Below are 16,893 nucleotides of genomic sequence, written 5' to 3' on the forward strand. Positions count from 1 at the left end.
GCGTCAGGCCATCCTGTCGTGCCGGACGTCAGGGCAGGAGGGGTCTTGCCTCTGACAGCGGGTGACCAGCGGGCGGGAGATGGCGGCGGGCCCGGTGCCGTAGCGGATCTCCACCACATCGCGGACCGCCATCGCGCGCTCCAGATCGCCCCGCAGAAGCATCCGCAGCGGGGTGCCGTCGAGGCAGCCGCCGGTGCGGCGCTCGGGGGCCCGCTCGACGATCAGTGGCTGAGTGGTCATGGGCCGCCTCTGCCGCTGATCGGTTGCTCGTGGACCACCGGACCTCACATGTGCACCACGGGGGCCGCCTGGGCGTCGGTGGCGGGCGCGCCGCGCCGGTAGAGGAGAACGCTGATGACCAGCCCGGCGGCGAAGAAGACCGCCGACCACCAGTACGCGGTGGAGTACGCCTCCAGACCGGACTGGGCGAGGACGGCGGGGTCCTTGGGGTTCTTGCCGACCAGATAGTCGGTGGCGGCGCTGGTGGAGAGGGTGTTGAGCAGGGCGGTGCCCAGGGAGCCGCCGACCTGCTGCATGGTGTTGACGGCGGCGGAGGCGACCCCGGCGTCCTCGGCGCCCACACCGGCGGTGGCCAGGCTCATGGCCGGGGCCATCACCAGACCGAGGCCGAGCCCCGCCACGATCAGCGGCGGCAGGATGTCCGTGGCGTAGCCGCTGTGCAGGTCGAGGGCGGTCAGCCAGGCCATTCCGGCGGCGGCGGTGCCCATGCCCAGCGGCACCACCGGCTTGGGGCCGACGCGGGGGATCAGCACCGTGGTGGCGAGGGTCGAGGTGACCATGAGCGCGCCGACCATGGGCAGGAAGGCCAGCCCGGTCCTGATGGGCGTGTAGCCGAGGCTCTGCTGCAGGTAGTAGGTGAGGAACAGGAAGACACCGAACATTCCGGCGCCGCTGATCAGCACGGAGACGAAGGAGGCGCCGCGATTGCGGTCGAGCAGGACCCGCAGGGGCAGCAGGGGGTGCGCGGAGCGGGTCTGCCACCAGGCGAACACGGCGAGCAGGACGGCCCCGGCGACCAGGAAGCCCCAGGTGGCCGGGGAGCTCCAGGCGTGGCTTTCGGCGTTGGAGAAGCCGTATACCAGGCCGAACAGTCCGGCGGAGACGAGGACGGCGCCGGGGATGTCGATGGTGGCGGTCTTGTCGCGGCTGGTGCGGCTCAGCAGCAGGACACCGCCGACGAAGGCGACGACGGCGAAGACGAGGTTGACGTAGAGCGTCCAGCGCCAGTCGAGGTGCTCGGTCAGCACACCGCCGAGCAGCAGGCCGATGGCGCCACCGGCTCCGGCGATGGCGCCGTAGACACCGAAGGCCCTGGCGCGCTCCCTGGCGTCGGTGAAGGTCGTGGTCAGCAGCGACAGCGCCGCCGGGGCGAGCAGGGCGCCGAACATTCCCTGCGCGGCACGGGCGGCGACGAGCATCCCGAAGCCGCCCGCGGCGCCGCCCAGGGCGGAGGCACCGGCGAAGCCCGCCAGCCCGACCAGGAACGTCATCTTGCGGCCGAACAGGTCGGCTATGCGGCCGCCGAGCAGCAGCAGGCTGCCGAAGGCGAGGGCGTAGGCGGTGACGATCCACTGCCGGTTCCCGTCGGAGAACCCCAGGTCCTTCTGGGCCGAGGGGAGGGCGATGTTCACGATCGTGGCGTCCAGGACCACCATGAGCTGCGCCAGCCCGATGACGGCGAGGATCCACCAGCGGTGACGAGGCGGGCCGTCGGCGGACGGGAGGGGCGCCGTGGCCACGCCGACAGGCGCGTCGGCGGAGGTTCGAGGCATGACGGGAACTCCAGGAGAGGATGTGCTCTGACAGGTGTCAGATTAATGTGAATCTGACACCTGTCAAGTAAGGTCTTCGCAGGTCCATGGGATCGTTGCGGGCGTACGCCACGCAGATACGAGCAAGCAGCGACGGAGGCAATGGTGGGAGCGACAGCCGAATCCGCTCGACGGGCCGGGCGTCCCGGCGCGGACACTCCCGCGGTGCCCGAGGAGGGCAGCATCCTGCTGCGCGGGCTGGAGGCGTTCGCGGAGCTGGGGTACGACCGGGCTTCCGCGCGCGAGCTGGCCCGCCGCCTGGGCGTCAGCCACAACTTCATCAACGACCGGTACGGCTCCAAGGCGGCGTTCTGGCGCGCGGTGGTGGACGCCGCCCTGGGCGCGCAACTGGCGCGCATGCCGGAGGTGGACCCCTCGGATCCCGCCATCGACGATGCCGAGCGGCTTCGGCGGATCATCTCCGGCTTTTACAAGACCGCGGTGGACACGCCGCTGATCGGGCGGCTCTTCGTCGACGAACTCGGCCGGGACACCGAGCGGCTGGACTACCTGTACGAGCACTACATCGCGCCCACCCTGCAGACCCTCGTGCCCAGCATCGAGCGGCTCGTCGCCGCCGGGCGCATGGCGCCCGTCCCGATGGACGTGCTGTTCTTCGCCGTCGTCCCGCCCGTGTCGGGAATGCTGGACCTGCCGCTGGCGCGGCGCCTCGGCAGGCCCGAGGCGTCCTCCCCGGCACAGCTCACGGCCACGGCCGAGTCGTTGGCGGCCCTGGTGGTCAACGGGCTGCTCGCGTCGGGCCCGGTGGACCGTTCCTGAGCCTTCCGTGGCCGGTCCCGGCGCGGTACCCGCCCGCGCCGGGACCGGTGGTGCACGGATGGGTCAGCAGGCGGAGTTGGTCTGGGTGAGCAGGCCGAGCCGCCACGGCAACGTGTTGTAGTCACCGCTGGCGTTCGGGTTCATGCCCTGGTAGAGGTACTGGAGCTTGCATGGATTGACGGTGAGTGTCTGGTCGTTTCCGGCGCGGATCAGCTCGCCGTGGCTGATGTCCTTGGTCCAGGCGCCCGCGGGGAACGTGGTGGTGCCGGCCCGGGCGAAGGGGTTGCTCTCGGAGGCGGCCAGCGGTGTCCACGAGCCCGCGATGCTGCTGGAGGTCCAGGACCGGAAGTAGCGTTTGCCGTCCGATCCGATGGCCTCGACGATCAGCAGATACTGGTTGCTGCCCTGCACCTTGTAGACGTTGCTCGCTTCGAACAGGGCGTATTTGTTGGAGTCCTGGGCCGCGATGACGGTGTTGGTGAACCCGTTCGGGAACTGGGCCAGGGTGGTCTGCGAGCGGTACAGGTGCCCGTTGTCGTCGGACGAGAACAGGTAGCAGTTGGCGCTGTCACAGATCACCCACATGTCCACCCAGTAGCCGTTGCCGATGTTCTGTTTGATGATGTCGGGCATGGCGGAGTAGAAGTTCTTCGGCGCGCTCCAGCCGTTCGGGTTGCTGATGTCGCTGTTGGTGGAGAACGAGGCGTTGCCCGTCTGGTACACCAGATACCACTTGTTCTGCGGCGCGAAGAAGAACACCTGCGGCGCGGCCCGGTAACCGGTGCCGATGGCGCTGCGGTCCAGGTAGTGATGGGTGGCCGAGGCCGCCTGGGACCAGTCGCTGAAGCTCAGATACACCAGGTTGTACCCGGAGGCGCTGGCGACGCTGGCGAACACATGCCACTTGCCGTTGTGGTAGACCACCGTCGGATCCTTGAGCCCGGCGATGTTGTGGGTGGCGTCCGGCTTCGGGGACATCAGGACTCCGCTGGAGCTCCACTTGAAGCTGCTGGGCAGCGAGGCGGCGGGGGAGGCTGGGGCCTTGGCCGCGGCCTTCGCCGCGGGGGTGCCGCCCATCGCGGTCAGCGTGGCGTTGTACGCCGCCTTCTTGTTGCCGTTGTTGTCGAAGAGCAGCGGGTTCTCCCCGGCGCGCCAGGAGTCGCGGTCCCGGATGCCCCAGACGGTGATGCCGGTGCAGCGCGGGACGTTCATGCACGCCTTCGTCGTGTTCGCGTACGCGGTCGTCGGCGCCTGGGCGATGTCCAGCTCGGTGATCTGCACGTCCACGCCGAGGGCGGCGAAGCTGGACAGGGTGGTCTGGAAGCTGGCCGGGGGGCCGCCGGTGCCGAAGTGGGCCTGGAAGCCGACGCAGTCGATGGGCACGCCGCGCGCCTTGAAGTCGCGCACCATGCGGTACACGCCCTGGGTCTTCGCGGCGTTCCAGTCCTCGATGTTGTAGTCGTTGTAGCAGAGCTTGGCCGCCGGGTCGGCCGACCGGGCGGTGCGGAACGCCTCCTCGATGAAGCCGTTGCCCAGCAGGTTCTGGAACACCGAGGGGCGGTGCTGGCCGCCGCTGCCGTCGGCGAATGCCTCGTTCACCACGTCCCACGCGTAGATCTTGCCCTTGTAGTGGGCCATCGTGGTGGTGATGTGGTTGTTCATCACGCTGCGCAGGGTGTTGGCGTCGCCGATGCCGCTGACCCAGCTGGGCAGCTGGGAGTGCCAGACCAGGGTGTGTCCGCGTAATCGCTGGCCGCGTGAGGCGGCGCTGTTGGCGATCTGGTCGGCGGGCGCGAAGTTGAACGAGCCGCGGGAGCGCTCGATGGTGTCCCACTTCATCTCGTTCTCGGGGGTGACCATGTTGAACTCACGGCCCAGGATGGACGAGTACGTCCCGTCGCCGAGCTTCCCGGCGGCCACGGCGGCCCCGAAGTACCGCCCGGACTGGGCCGCTTGAGCGCCCAGCGTGGATGCCTTCGCGGAGTCGGTCGCGGCACCCGCGGTTCCGGCCAGTCCGGCCATCGTCATGGCGGTGGCGGCCAGCAGCCCGAGCACCGAGGCCCGGCGTCGGCCACGTCGTTTCGGAAGGGTCATGTTCTCTCCTTTGGGAGCGCTCCCATAAATGGTCGTTCGGATGCGGTCGTCTTCAGGGGGACATGGGGGTCAGGGGGTGGACAGCTCGAAGCGTGAGACCTTGACCGAGCCGCCGAGTGCCTGGGTGGCGTAGTTGAAGATCGCGTACCGGTAGCCCATGAAGAACCGCCAGTCGTTGCCCATCGTGAACGCGGGCCCGAGACGGGTGAACGTGATGCCGTCGGTGCTGTACGAGAAGGTGCCCGGCCGGGCCGCGCCGGGACGGATATCGGCGGTGGCGCGCAGCCATATGCGGGTGCCCGGGACCCCGGCGCTCGCCACCTCTGTGCCGGTGCCGGTGGTGTTCCAGCTGCCGTTCATGGTCAGGCCGTCGACCATCACCACTCGCGTCGTACCCCCGTCCCGCTTGAGGCCGATCCACGCGGAGGAGTCGCGCAGCAGTGCGAGCCCGGCCCGGTCGCCGTCGCGCAGGGCGGAGTGGTCGAGCTGGACCGTGGCGGTGGAGGTGGGGCCCTGGATCCGGTGGGTGAGGGTGTTGCGCGCCGCGTACAGGTCGTTGGTGACCGTCGCGGTGCGCAAGGTCAGGCCGTTGCCGACCGACCACTTGCCGTTGTCCGGGTTGTGGTTCCACTCCCACTTCGGCTTGAGGGTCGTCCCGTCGAAGGTGTCGACGCCGGTCAGCGGGGTCACCTGGCGGGGCGGAGCGGGGACGGCCGGGCTGGGGTACGACGCCCCCCAGGCGTTGTTCACCAGCTGGATGACGGGCCAGCCGTCGGAGGTCCAGGTGATCGGCGCCAGGACGGGGATCCGGCCGCCGGGGTAGGCGTCCACGAAGGCCATGTAGTACCAGGCGCCGTTCTGGGTCTGCACGAGCCCGCCCTGATGGGGGACGCCTCCGCCGGAGACCGGACCGCCGAGATCGAGCAGCACCTGCCGCAGCGTGTAGGGCCCGAAGGGACCGCTCGTCGACTTCAGGATGTACTGGCCGTTCGCGGGGCGGGTGAGGAAGATGTAATATGCCCCGTTTCTCCTGTAGAAACGGGCGCCCTCCAGCGTCCCGATGCTCGACGGCGTGCTGAACACCTGCTGCGCGCGGACCTGGGTGCGCCCGTCGGCGGAGAGCTGGGCGACGCTGATGGCGCTGTTGCCGTAGGCCACGTACATGGTGTCGTCATCGTCGATGAGCAGGCCCGCGTCGTAGTAGGCGTTGTTGATCGTCGTGAGCCTGCTCCAGGGCCCCTCGACGGCCGGGGCCGTGTAGAGGTACGACCTGGAGAACTCGATACAGCCGAGCCAGTAGAACGTCTTGTTCCGGGGCCGGTAGTTGAGGGTCGACGCCCAGATCCCCTTGACGTAGGCGCGCCCGCCGTTCAGGTCGTACGCGGAGCCGAAGTCGAGGACGGGCACCGAATGGCCCGCGAACTCCCAGTTGACCAGGTCGTACGAGCGCAGGATGGGCGCGCCCGGCGAGTAGTGCATGGTCGAGGCGGAGTAGTAGTAGGTGTTGTCCACCCGGATGATGTCGATGTCCGCGAAGTCCTGCCAGGTCACCGGGTTCGTATACGAGGCGGCGGCATGCGGGGCGGCGGCATTCGGCGTGGCCGCGGCGGCGCCGGAAGCGGAGGTGACGGGCACCGCCGCGCCCGCGATCAGGCCGGTGGCCGTCGCCATCGCCTTCCGGCGGCTGTGTTCCTGATCGAGCCAGGACATGTCGGATCGCTCTCCTTCGTCCGGGGCCTCTGGCCGTATCGGCGCGGTGAGTTCCGCTGGGCGGCGGGGTCCTCGCTCCTAGCATCGTGACATGAACACGACCCTCCATGGAAGCGCTCCCACGGCACGTTCCACGGGACGTTCCACGAGACCTCCGCGGCCCTATCCCGGCCCGCGAGAGCCGGGCCGCCGTGGGGAAAGGGCTTTCGGGGCGGTCCGTCGCCGCAGGGCGAATGCGGCGGGGACGACGGACGAGACCATGGCGAGCATGGCGCACGCGCCCACGGCCGCGCCGATGGCCGTCCAGGGCATCTGGATCGTGGTCCGCACCGACAGCAGGGCCAGGGCGCTCCCCATGCCCATCAGGTTGAGCCCGGCGACCAGCACACCCAGGACCGCGCCCACCGTGACCACCATCAGCGCCTCGGCGCCCACCAGCCGCAGCAGTTGCCCCGTGGTGGCCCCGGCCAGGCGCAGCACGCCGAGGTCGCGGACGCGGTCGGAGGTGGCCATGGCCATGGTGTTGGCCAGGGAGATGCCGGTGTAGAGGAGGGCGATGCCGAGGACGAGCAGGAGCCCGATCCGGCTGGTGTCCTTCGTCTCGGGATAACTCGCCGCCACCCATTGGTCCTTGGTGAGAACACGCCCGCCCGCGGAGTGCACCGCCGCCCGCAGCCCGGTGGCCACGGCGCTCGCGTCGGCGCCGCCCGTGAGGGTGACGTCGACCCGGTCGACGGTTGCGCCCGGGGCGTTGCGCGGGGTGACGTAGACGCCGTTGCCACCGGTGCCGGTGGCCATCACGGCGACGATCCGCAGCCACTTCCTGGTGCCGTCGCCGAGCCAGACGTGGACCCGTCGGCCCACGGTGTGCTGCTCCCACTCGCCGTTGACGATGATCGAGTCGTCGTCGAGGCCGCCCGCGTTCCCGGCTTCGACCGGCAGCCGGGCGGTGGCGGTGAGCGGGCCGGGGTCGGCGGCGCGGGCCTCGGATTTCACGAGGGACACGCCGTCCTCCAGAACGTAGACGGCGCTCGACGCGGTCGCGGACACCTGGGCGCCGGGCACGGTACGCAGCTTGCGCAAGGTCCCCGCGTCGAAACCCGCTTCGCCCGCCGGGGTGACGACGAAGTCGGCCGCCGTCCGCTCGCGGATTTCGGTGGCCTTCGCCTCGTTCAGCGTCGCGGTGGCGCCCAGGAGCGAGCCGGTGAGGGCGACCGTGACCAGCACGGGCGCCGCGATCGCGGCGGTGCGGCGCACACCGGCGGCGGCGTTCTCCCGCACCAGCATGCCGCAGGCGCCCGGGAGTTGGGCCGGGAGCCAGGCGATCAGCCGGGTCAGCGGGCGCACCACGGCCGGTGCGAGCAGCGCGACGGCGGTGATGAGCAGCATCGGCCGACTCACATAGGTCTTTCGGTGCAGCAGGTCTCCCGGGTCCGCCATCAGGGCCAGACACAGGGTGATGACGGCGGTCAGCAGAAGCGCCAGACCGGACAGCCACCGCCCGAGGGGCATCGTCCCGGTGTCCACGGACGCCTCGCGCAGTGCCTGGGCGGGGCCGGTGCGGCCCGCCCGCCAGGATGCGGCCGCCACGCCGCACACTGCGACGAGCAGGCCCGTCCAGAACGCCAGGTGGTACGGCCACATGTGGTCGCCGATGGTGAACCAGCCGGGCGCGACACCGCCGTCGACCACCCACCGGGCCAGCCGTGGCGCACCGTACGCGCCGAGCAGGCAGCCGGTGGCCGAGGCGAGGACGCCGACCATGAGGGCCTCGGCGAACACCATCCGGCGCAGTTGACCCGGGGTCGCCCCGGCCGTGCGCAGCAGCCCGAACTCCCGGCGCCGCTGGGCCACCGCGAACGCGAAGGTGGAGGCCACCACGAACACGGACACGAAGGCGGTGACGCCCCCGGCCGTGCCGAACAGGGCGTTCATCGCCATGAGGGCCTCGCGGTCCCGGTCCGGACCGGGGTCGGCGCGGCGGCGCGCGTCCCCGGTGAGGACCTGGACGCCGTCGCTGTCGCGCACCGCCTCGCGCACGGCCGCCGGGGAGGCGTCCACGACGAGCCGGACGCTGCGCGGTGCGAGGCGGGCGGCGCGCGCGTCGGTGGCGAAGACGGCGTTCTCGGCACCGCGCCCGTCGAGGGGCCGCCGTACGGTCCCGACGACCCGTACGGTCCCGGCGCCGGTCCGTACGCGCTCGCCCGGCTTCGCCCAGTCCCCGCTGATGACCACCTCGTCGGCCGCCCGGGGCGCGCGTCCCGCGTCGATCTCGTACCCGGCGAAGGCGGCGGTGGACCAGGGGTGGCCCACCAGGCCGCCCGGCCCGACCCGTGCCCGTACGGCGAACGTGCGGTCCTCGACCACGGGCCCGAGCTTCCGCAGTCTCGCCACGGCCGCGGCGGGAACGGCGCGCGGATGGGCGAGCTTCTGGACCCGGGTGCCGTTCGCGGTGCGCACCCGCAGCGTGTCGGCTCCCTGGACCACCACCGGCGCGGCGGCGAACCGTTCGGGTTTCCGGTCGGGCGCGTCCAGCGACGAGGCGAGGGCCAGGCCCATGACGGCGAGCAGCGCGACGCCCAGCGACAGGGCGACGAAGCTGCCGAGGAAGGTGACCCAGCGCGTGCGCAGGGTGCTCAGGGCGACGCTCAGCACGGCACGTCCTCCGAAGTGGTCATGCGCGCCGCGATGGCGTCGGCGCCCGCCCCGGCCAGCTCGCCGCCGAGCCGCCCGTCGACGAGGAAGACCACCCGGTCCGCATAGGAGGCGGCCACCGGGTCGTGCGTGACCATGATGACCGTCTGGCCCTCGCCGTCGACCATGCCGCGCAGCAGGGCCAGCACCTCACGGCTGGTCCGCGTGTCGAGGGCCCCGGTCGGCTCGTCGCCGAAGAGCACCTCGGGGCGGGTGATCAGGGCGCGGGCCAGCGCGACCCGCTGCTGCTGGCCGCCGGACAGCTCGGACGGCCGGTGCCGCGCCCGCTCGCCGAGCCCGACCTGCCGGAGCACCTCATGCACCCGGGCCGTGGCGGGACGGCGCCCGGCGAGCCGCAGGGGCAGTGCCACGTTCTGCTGGGCGGTCAGGGACGGCAGCAGGTTGAACGCCTGGAACACGAAGCCGATGCGCCTGCGCCGCAGCAGAGTCAGCTGGGTTTCGCTCAGCGCCGTCAGCTCGGTCCCGCCCACGGTGACCGACCCCGAGGTGGGGCGGTCCAGTCCCGCGGCGCACTGCAGCAGGGTCGACTTGCCCGAGCCGGAAGGGCCCATGACGGCGGTGAACGTCCCCGCGGGAAAGGAGAGCGAGACCCGGTCGAGCGCTGTCACCGCGCCGTCCCCCGAGCCGAACTGTCTGCTGACGGCGCGCAGTTGGATCGCGTCGTTGTTCATGTGTCCCCACCCGTTCTCGATGTCGAGGATGCCGAGCGCCACGAAACCGCGTGCGGCCCCCGTGGCGCAGTACGGCAGAACCGAGACTTCGGGTAGGGCCAGGCATACCTCCGGTACACCCACTGGACCGATGGCACCGGCCGGGCGCGCCTTCTACGGTGACCTCCATGCACCCTCGGAATGTGTGGCAGGCCATGTCCGGGCCGGGCTTCCTGCTGTCGTCGTGGCCGTGGCGTTCGGCCGGATACCTGCTCAGCGGCGCGGTGACCGGCGCGTTCGCCCTTGTGGGCATCGTGGCCACGGCCGTGGCCGGTGGCATTCTCGCCGTCGTGCTGGTGGGCCTGCCGCTGCTCGTCCTCGCCGCGCTCGCCGGAATCCCGGTGGCCTGGGTGGAACGGCGCAGGCTGCGTCTGATCGACCGGGACCCGGCGCCCGACCAGCACCGGGCGCCCACGGCCTATGGCCTGTGGGCCTGGCTGACGACCCGGCTGAGGGAGCGCGCGACGTGGCGGGAGCTGGGCTATGCCGTGCTGTTCGCGGTGCTGCTGTGGCCGGTCGACGCGCTCGTCCTCGCCGTGGCGCTGCTCGCCCCGCTGTCCGTGGTGGCGACACCGCTGCTGATGGCCACGGTCGGCGGCGGCCACGAGACGAAGGTGCTCAAGCAGTGGATGGTCACCTCCTGGCCGGTGGCCTTCGCCATCGCCCTGCTCGGACTGCTGCTCATGGGCCTGTGCGGCTACGTCCTGGGGGTCGTGGCCGGGGCCCGGGCCGCACTGACGCGTTTGCTGATCGCCCCGCGCGAGGAGGATCTGAAGGCGAAGGTCACCGAACTCGCCCGCTCCCGCCTGCGGTTGGTGGACGCCTTCGAGACGGAACGGCGGCGCATCGAACGCGATCTGCACGACGGCGCACAGCAGCGGCTGGTGGGGCTCACGATGACGCTCGGCCTGGCCCGCCTGGACGCCCCGCCCGGGCCGCTCGCCGACCAGCTCGCCGCGGCCCACGAGGAGGCGGACAAGGTGCTCGCCGAGCTGCGCGAACTCATCCACGGCATCCACCCCAAGGTCCTCGCGGACTACGGCCTCCCCGCGGCGGTCGCCGACGCCGCCGACCGCTCCGCGGTTCCCGTGGACGTGGCTCTGGAGCTGCCCGGACGGCTGCCCCAGGCGGTCGAGGCCGCCGCGTACTTCGTGGTCCGCGAGGCCCTCACCAACATCGCCCGGCACAGCGGGGCGAGCCGTGCGGAGGTGAGCGGCGCACACCGCGACGGACGGCTGTTCCTCCACGTGTGCGACGACGGCCGGGGCGGCGCGGACGCCGCCGCCGGAAGCGGGCTCACCGGACTCGGCGACCGGGTGGCCGCGCTCGGTGGCAGACTCTCCCTGTCCAGCCCGCCGGGCGGACCGACCCTGTTGCGTGTGGAGTTCCCTTGCGAACGGACCGACGCTTGCGCGTAGTACTGGCCGAGGACAGCGTGCTGCTGCGGGAAGGACTCGTCGGCCTGCTCGCCCGCTGCGGCCACGACGTGGTCGCGGCCGTCGGCGACGCGTCCGCGCTGCTCACCGCGGTCGAGGAGCACGCCCCGGACATCGTCCTGACGGACGTCCGCATGCCCCCGGGGTTCCAGGACGAGGGACTGCACGCGGCGGTCCGGCTGCGCGGGACGCGGCCCACCCTGCCCGTCCTGGTCCTCAGCCAGTATGTGCAGCGCACGTATGCCTCGGAGCTGCTGGACTCCGGCGACGGAACGGGCGTCGGCTATTTGCTGAAGGAACGCGTCGGCCGGGTGGAGGAGTTCGTCGACGCCCTGTGCGAGGTCGCGGACGGCGGCACGGTCGTCGACCCCGAAGTGGTACGCCAGCTGCTGCGCCGCCGCCGCGACCCGCTTCAGCGGCTCACCGCGCGCGAACGGGAGGTCCTGGCCCTGATGGCGGAGGGCAGGTCGAACGGCGCGATAGCCCGCCACCTGGTGGTGTCCGAGGCGGCCGTGGGCAAGCACATCGGCAGCATCCTCGGCAAGCTGGACCTTCCCCCGACCGATGCGACACACCGCAGAGTGCTCGCGGTGCTCACCTATCTGCGGGGGTGATGCGTGCCAAGGTCAGCTGCGCGGCCTGCCTCCCTCATTGGGTGGAGCGGCCGGGCGAGGGCCGGAAATTCGTTAGCCGCCGCTCGCCTCGCCCGGTACGGTCGCGGCAGTGTCCTCACTGCGGGGAGCCCTGAGATCCGCGCGCGGCCACCCCGGCAGTTCCTACGCCGAGAGCAGGTCTCGTCCATGGCATGTCGTATCAGTGAGCTCGTACTCGGTTGCCGCGACCCCGAGGTGCTGGCGCGGTTCTGGTGCGAGGTCCTGGACTTCGTGGTGCTCGATCGCGAGCACGACGGAACCCTGGAGATCGGGCCGCGCGAAGGGTTCGGCGGCCCGCAGCCGACGATCATCCTCAGCCGCAGGGACGAGCCGGAGCCCGGGAAGTCCCGGCTGCACATCGACGTCAACGCCACCGACCGGGACATGGACGCCGAGCTCGAACGGCTCCTGAAGCTCGGAGCGCGCCCCGCCGATATCGGCCAGACCGGGGACGAGCACTGGCACGTCCTCGCCGACCCCGAAGGCAATGAGTTCTGCCTGCTCAAGGCCCGCCTCGCGCCCCTCTGACAGCCCTCGTCGCCGACGGCCCTCGTCGGCAACGAGCGGCAAGGCAGCACCCGGGTGGTCGTGATCGGCCGTTGCCGATCACGACCTCGGGCGGGTCTCACGTGGCGTCGTTGTTGGCGGACGGGCCGAAGAACTCGACCTCGGCCACCGCGACCTGCTTGTCCGGCTCCGTGTACGCGGACTTGAGCACGAGCTGTGCGCTGACCACGTCCCGGGCGCGCAGGGAGAAGGTCTGCACCGTGCCGTCGTCCAGGTTCAGCCGGCGCGTCTCGGTCTTCCCGTCGGAATGCCTCAGCTTCACGTCGATCTGGCGCGGACGTGCCTGCTCGCGGCCCTCTTCCGGCTTCTTGGAGACTCCCGGGGTGATGACGACGTCGAGCAGGCGGGTGGGGTTGGAGAAGATGGCCTCCCACGCCTGGTTCGTGGAGTCGCCCGCGTAGCCGGTTCCCCACCAGGTGTTGGACTTGCCGTCGTTCGCCTTCTCGGGCAGGTGGCTGGAGTCGGAGTGCGAGGCCGTCGTGGTGCGCGGGTGGATGAGCGCGCGCTTGGAGAAGTGGTCCTGTACGGCGGCCACGGCCGGTCCGGTCCAGATCACGGCGCCGGCGACCACGGCCGCGACGAGGAGCCAGCCCACCACCAGGGACACCACGCCGCCCACGCTCCGGCGCAGCCGCGGCCGGTCGCCCGCGTACGGCACCTCGTCGCCGTACAGCCCCAGGAGGCGGCGCCACCAGGGGAGGCGGGGCCGCACCTGCGCGGCGGGGTCTTCGGCGAGCCGCATGGCGCACTGGCGGCAGAAGTGGCGGTGCGGCTGGTTGGCCGTGTCGCACCAGGGGCACGCGATGCCGTTCCGCGGTGCCTCCTCGGGGGCCACGGAGCGGGCGCGGGGCGCGTCGGCCCGCGGTGTTCCGGGCAGGACCGGGGCGACCTGATCGGCGGCGGGCTCCGGCGCCGACGGGTCCGCCACGGGGACGATCAGGGCGCGGGCCCGTTCGTCGGCGTCCCGCCCGGGCGTCGGGGCGGCAGCGGCGGGATCCGTCGCGGCGGCGGGGGCGGCGCCCGCCGCGGCGGCCGGTTCGGGCGCCGCGGCGGTGGTCGGCCGGGTGTCCGCCGCGGCGTGCGGCGCTTCGGCCGCCGCGTCGCGCGTGGTGTCCCGCGGCCGGGCGGCCTCGGGTGCTTCCGGTGCGGGTGCGGACGGCGTCGGCCGCTCCGCCCGCTGTGCCGTGGGCGTAGGCGCCGTGTCCTCCTCCCAGCCGAGGAAGGCTCCGCACTCGTCGCAGAACGACTGGTTGTCCTGACGGGCCGCGCCGCACTCCGTGCAGGTGCGGTGGGGACTGGCATTCACGATGGGGTGTTCCTCTCGATGCTCTCCGTACGTTCCACGCGCACGGTGTAGGGCAGGTGTGCGGGTCGGGCCGCGGCCACCAGGTCGTCAAGTCGCGTCGTGTCCACGGCGTCCGGATCCGGCACCCGGAGCACCACATGGACGCCGGGGCGCCGGTCGCCGGGGAAGGGACCGAGCGGGCGGGGCGACCAGGCCGCCCCGCCGCTCTCGGTGATCTCGGGCCGGACGCTGAACGCCGCCTGGACGGCGTCCCGCAGCCCGCTCCGGGTGCCGCGCCTGCGGTGCAGGTCCACCGCCGTGGCGACGGTGTGCCGCAGCAGGTGCTCCGGCTCGTCCCCGGTGAGTTCGGCACCGACCCATCCCGCGAGCCAGTCCACGAAGTCCTCGGGCGCCAGCGCGGGGGAGAAGTAGGCGTCCAGACAGTCGAGGACGTTCAGCAACGGCGCCAGCAGCGCGTCGAGGCCGCCGGTGAAGCGCTGCGCGAAATCGTCGTCGGCGAAGACGGAGGGGAGCCGCTCGCCCAGCGGGTGCGGCGACTCCAGCCCTTCGAGTGCGCCTCTCACGTCAGCCTCCCATCACGCGGACGCGGTGGTCGAACGGGAACACCAGCGACGGACCGGACAGCCGGATGCGGTCGGTGGCGTCGCCGCGCTTGCCGGTGAGCGGGTCGGCCGGGTGCAGCAGCACCTCGTCCACCAGCTCGACGCCCGGTACGCGCTGGAGCACCGCGAACAGCTCGCCCGCCTGGACCTGCCGCCCGAACGGCCAGCCGGTGCCGTGCACGCCACCGACCAGCGGGTCGAGGTAGGCGTACAGCGCGTCGAGCGCCGCCCTGCGCACCGTGTCCGCGTCGGCGCTGCGGTAGGCGTGCAGCGTGACCACCGCCGTCACGCCCTGGTAGTAGGGCGGGCCGACGGCCAGGCGGGTGCCGATCGCGCGGCGTTCGTCGAGGAAGCGGGTGATCTTGTCCAGCAGCTCGTCGCCGGGCACCAGTTGCTCGAAGCGCAGCCGCCCGCCGACGTCCGGAACCGCCTGGGGCACGACCAGGACACGTACGGCGTTCTCCCCGGGGTCGCCCCCGCCGGTGTCCGCCCCACCCCTCAGGGCCGTACCGTCCGCGCCACTGGTGCCCGCGGCGCCGCCCATGCCCCCCGCGGCGGCCGGATCCGCGGCCTGGCAGGAGATACGGGCGACCTCCGGGGCCGCCTGCCGGGTCAGCTCCTCGTAGTCGCGTCGCGTGACGGCCCGGTCCTGGGCGCGCAGCGCGACCGGTGCGCGGACCTTCGCCTCGTCGACCGTCTCGGCGTCGACCCCGCCGCGCGCCGCCTCGCGGTTGTCCACCCGGGCCACGTACGGGACCGAACTGCGCAGCACGCGGATGCAGTTGCGGGCCACGTTGCCGATCCGGCCGCCGCCCGTGCGGTAGCGGGTGGCCCGGATCGCCGCGCCCTTGGGCGGGACGGCCCCGTACTGCCGCAGGGTGCCGTCCGGCTGGCGCACCGCGGGGCCGAACGCCACCTCGCCGGTCGCGTGGTCGAGCGTGACGTGGCGGTCGTCGGGGCCGGACGCGGACAGGTGCGGCACCACGGTCCACGGCTGCCAGCCCGTCCCGTCCGACACCGCCAGCTCCAGTGCCGGATCACCGGCCGCCACCGGGGTGCGCGCCAGCCGCACGCGCTGCCCCGGCACACCGGAGGACTCGCCGAGCGATTCGTCGGCGACCGTCTCGGCGTGTGCCGCCCGCACCGTGCCGCCGATGGTGAACGCGGACGCGTCGCGGACCGTGGGCGAGGTGGTGTACGACGTCATGCCCGGGTCGGCCGCCACCACGCGGCAGCGCACCCAGCCCGCGTCGAACCGGCCGACGCGCGAGACCTCGTGGCCCGCCGGAATGTGCAGCACGACCTCGCCGGGACGGTTCAGACCGCCGGTGGAGTCCTCCTCCACCTCACAGGTGTGCCACCCCTCCGGCGTCCACGCCTCCCACACCAGCGGCGGGTTGCGCGGGTCCACGCCCACACCGTCGACCCGGCTGTCGAGGCGCAGGACGACGGCGCACGAGGGGACGGCGGTGTCGAGGCCCAGCAGCAGCACGTCGTCCGGCCTCGGGGCCTCGGTGAAGACCATCACGTCCTGGCCGTCGAGGATGTCCGAGGTGCACTCGGAGGGCGGCTGCCCGGGCCCCTGCGTCTGGATCCGGGTCAGCTCGCACGGCACCACCGGCAGGTCCTCCTCGGTGGCGAACACCACCGCGTCCTCGGTCTCGGTGCGCACCGTGGCCGCCTCAGTACCGGCGGGCAGACGCACCGTCTCCGGCTGCGGCGCTGACAGCCAGAAGGTGATGTCCGCGCGGGCGGCGGCGGGCGGGAAGAGGGAGACGCCGATCAGATCGAGGAACGCCAGATAGTTCTTCTCGGGCACCCGGTTGAGCCGGTACACGAGCTGGTCGGCCATGTCCGCGACCGTCTCGACGAGCGTCACGCCCGGGTCGGACACATTGTGGTCGGTCCACTCCGGGCAGCGCCGCTGGATGTGCCGCTTGGCGTCGTCGACGAACTGCTGGAAGCGCCGGTCGTCCAGGTGGGGTGAGGGCAGGGCCATCAGCGGTGGTTCTCCAAAGCGGTGTTGTTCTCGTCGCGCGGCCCCTCGCCGCCCGGTGCGTCGTCCGGCGCCTCGTCGTCCGGGCCCTCGTGGGAGGGGATGACGTAGAAGGGGAAGACCAGGCTGCGGGGGTTGTTGGTGCCGCGGATCTCGTACCGGACGTCGATCAGCAGCGCGGCGGGCTCGTCGGGCGCCGGTTCGACGCCCACCTCGCTCACCTCGATCCGCGGCTCCCAGCGGTCGAGGCAGGCCCGCACCTCGTGCCGGATACGGCCCGCCGTCGCCTCGTTGACCGGCGCGAACACCAGGTCGTGGATGGCGCAGCCGAACTCCGGCCGCATCGGCCGCTCCCCGGGCGCCGTCGACAGCACCAGCCGGATCGCCTCCTCGACCTCCCGTTCGCGCTGTACGAGGGCGATGCCCCCGGACGCGTCGGTGCGCATCGGGAAACCCCATCCCGCACCGACGAACTGCTCGCCCATGTCCGCT

General features: G+C 72.1%; 14 protein-coding genes. 4 read left to right on the forward strand and 10 right to left on the reverse strand.

What is annotated here, in order from left to right:
- Positions 1-3: 3 nt before the first annotated feature.
- Together ACZ59A_RS36715 and ACZ59A_RS36720 are read right to left on the reverse strand one after the other, a co-directional pair.
- The gene (locus ACZ59A_RS36715; RefSeq protein WP_470967971.1) at positions 4-240 is read right to left on the reverse strand and encodes a hypothetical protein; all 237 of its coding nucleotides are present in this window, start codon (positions 238-240) and stop codon (positions 4-6) included.
- Between the two features lie 44 nt (positions 241-284).
- On the reverse strand, positions 285-1,793 hold the full coding sequence (locus tag ACZ59A_RS36720) for an MFS transporter (RefSeq protein WP_470967974.1): 1,509 nt from the start codon (positions 1,791-1,793) through the stop codon (positions 285-287).
- Positions 1,794-1,997: 204 nt separating this feature from the next.
- Here ACZ59A_RS36720 and ACZ59A_RS36725 point away from each other — a divergent pair, with 204 nt between their 5' ends.
- Entirely contained in the window at positions 1,998-2,612 is a 615-nt protein-coding gene (locus ACZ59A_RS36725; RefSeq protein WP_470967976.1) for a TetR/AcrR family transcriptional regulator, read from the forward strand.
- Between the two features lie 63 nt (positions 2,613-2,675).
- Here ACZ59A_RS36725 and ACZ59A_RS36730 read toward each other — a convergent pair whose 3' ends face one another.
- The 4 genes from ACZ59A_RS36730 to ACZ59A_RS36745 all read right to left on the reverse strand — a co-directional run bounded on the left by ACZ59A_RS36730 (position 2,676) and on the right by ACZ59A_RS36745 (position 9,802).
- Positions 2,676-4,706, reverse strand: coding sequence for a glycoside hydrolase (locus ACZ59A_RS36730; protein ID WP_470967978.1), 2,031 nt, complete (start codon positions 4,704-4,706; stop codon positions 2,676-2,678).
- Between the two features lie 69 nt (positions 4,707-4,775).
- Entirely contained in the window at positions 4,776-6,416 is a 1,641-nt protein-coding gene (locus tag ACZ59A_RS36735) for a glycoside hydrolase family 43 protein (protein ID WP_470967981.1), read from the reverse strand.
- Positions 6,417-6,578: 162 nt separating this feature from the next.
- Complete coding sequence (locus tag ACZ59A_RS36740) at positions 6,579-9,071, reverse strand: FtsX-like permease family protein (protein ID WP_470967983.1); 2,493 nt, start codon at positions 9,069-9,071, stop codon at positions 6,579-6,581.
- Positions 9,065-9,802 carry an ABC transporter ATP-binding protein gene (locus tag ACZ59A_RS36745; RefSeq protein ID WP_470968145.1) on the reverse strand — a complete coding sequence of 246 codons (738 nt, stop codon included), beginning with the start codon at positions 9,800-9,802 and terminating at the stop codon, positions 9,065-9,067. Before ACZ59A_RS36745 ends, ACZ59A_RS36740 begins: the two co-directional genes overlap by 7 nt.
- A 167-nt stretch (positions 9,803-9,969) precedes the next feature.
- Here ACZ59A_RS36745 and ACZ59A_RS36750 point away from each other — a divergent pair, with 167 nt between their 5' ends.
- The 3 genes from ACZ59A_RS36750 (at position 9,970) to ACZ59A_RS36760 (ending at position 12,458) form a co-directional block, all read left to right on the forward strand.
- On the forward strand, positions 9,970-11,259 hold the full coding sequence (locus tag ACZ59A_RS36750) for a sensor histidine kinase (protein ID WP_470967985.1): 1,290 nt from the start codon (positions 9,970-9,972) through the stop codon (positions 11,257-11,259).
- Positions 11,232-11,891 (forward strand): response regulator, encoded by a 660-nt coding sequence (locus tag ACZ59A_RS36755; RefSeq protein WP_470967987.1) that lies wholly within the window; start codon positions 11,232-11,234, stop codon positions 11,889-11,891. The genes ACZ59A_RS36750 and ACZ59A_RS36755 overlap by 28 nt, the downstream gene beginning before the upstream one ends.
- 186 nt (positions 11,892-12,077) lie before the next feature.
- On the forward strand, positions 12,078-12,458 hold the full coding sequence (locus tag ACZ59A_RS36760) for a VOC family protein (RefSeq protein ID WP_470967990.1): 381 nt from the start codon (positions 12,078-12,080) through the stop codon (positions 12,456-12,458).
- Between the two features lie 97 nt (positions 12,459-12,555).
- Here the strand turns inward: ACZ59A_RS36760 and ACZ59A_RS36765 are convergent, their stop codons facing one another.
- The 4 genes from ACZ59A_RS36765 to ACZ59A_RS36780 are packed head-to-tail and all read right to left on the reverse strand — an operon-like array spanning position 12,556 to position 16,886.
- Positions 12,556-13,803, reverse strand: a complete 1,248-nt coding sequence (locus ACZ59A_RS36765) for a zinc ribbon domain-containing protein (protein ID WP_470967992.1) — start codon at positions 13,801-13,803, stop codon at positions 12,556-12,558.
- Positions 13,800-14,366, reverse strand: coding sequence for a phage tail protein (locus ACZ59A_RS36770; protein ID WP_470967995.1), 567 nt, complete (start codon positions 14,364-14,366; stop codon positions 13,800-13,802). The genes ACZ59A_RS36765 and ACZ59A_RS36770 overlap by 4 nt, the downstream gene beginning before the upstream one ends.
- Position 14,367: 1 nt before the next feature.
- Complete coding sequence (locus ACZ59A_RS36775; protein WP_470967998.1) at positions 14,368-16,404, reverse strand: putative baseplate assembly protein; 2,037 nt, start codon at positions 16,402-16,404, stop codon at positions 14,368-14,370.
- The gene (locus ACZ59A_RS36780) at positions 16,404-16,886 is read right to left on the reverse strand and encodes a GPW/gp25 family protein (protein ID WP_470968000.1); all 483 of its coding nucleotides are present in this window, start codon (positions 16,884-16,886) and stop codon (positions 16,404-16,406) included. Before ACZ59A_RS36780 ends, ACZ59A_RS36775 begins: the two co-directional genes overlap by 1 nt.
- Positions 16,887-16,893: the final 7 nt, after the last annotated feature.

This window comes from Streptomyces sp. NPDC040405, assembly GCF_055595765.1.

What these genes read in the sequence shown, in the direction of transcription:
- ACZ59A_RS36715 (WP_470967971.1), bottom strand. Translation starts at nt 240, where the DNA reads ATGACCACTCAGCCACTGATCGTCGAGCGGGCCCCCGAGCGCCGCACC.
- ACZ59A_RS36720 (WP_470967974.1), bottom strand. Translation starts at nt 1,793, where the DNA reads ATGCCTCGAACCTCCGCCGACGCGCCTGTCGGCGTGGCCACGGCGCCC.
- ACZ59A_RS36730 (WP_470967978.1), bottom strand. Translation starts at nt 4,706, where the DNA reads ATGACCCTTCCGAAACGACGTGGCCGACGCCGGGCCTCGGTGCTCGGG.
- ACZ59A_RS36735 (WP_470967981.1), bottom strand. Translation starts at nt 6,416, where the DNA reads ATGTCCTGGCTCGATCAGGAACACAGCCGCCGGAAGGCGATGGCGACG.
- ACZ59A_RS36745 (WP_470968145.1), bottom strand. Translation starts at nt 9,802, where the DNA reads ATGAACAACGACGCGATCCAACTGCGCGCCGTCAGCAGACAGTTCGGC.
- ACZ59A_RS36750 (WP_470967985.1), top strand. Translation starts at nt 9,970, where the DNA reads ATGCACCCTCGGAATGTGTGGCAGGCCATGTCCGGGCCGGGCTTCCTG.
- ACZ59A_RS36760 (WP_470967990.1), top strand. Translation starts at nt 12,078, where the DNA reads ATGGCATGTCGTATCAGTGAGCTCGTACTCGGTTGCCGCGACCCCGAG.
- ACZ59A_RS36775 (WP_470967998.1), bottom strand. Translation starts at nt 16,404, where the DNA reads ATGGCCCTGCCCTCACCCCACCTGGACGACCGGCGCTTCCAGCAGTTC.
- ACZ59A_RS36780 (WP_470968000.1), bottom strand. Translation starts at nt 16,886, where the DNA reads ATGGGCGAGCAGTTCGTCGGTGCGGGATGGGGTTTCCCGATGCGCACC.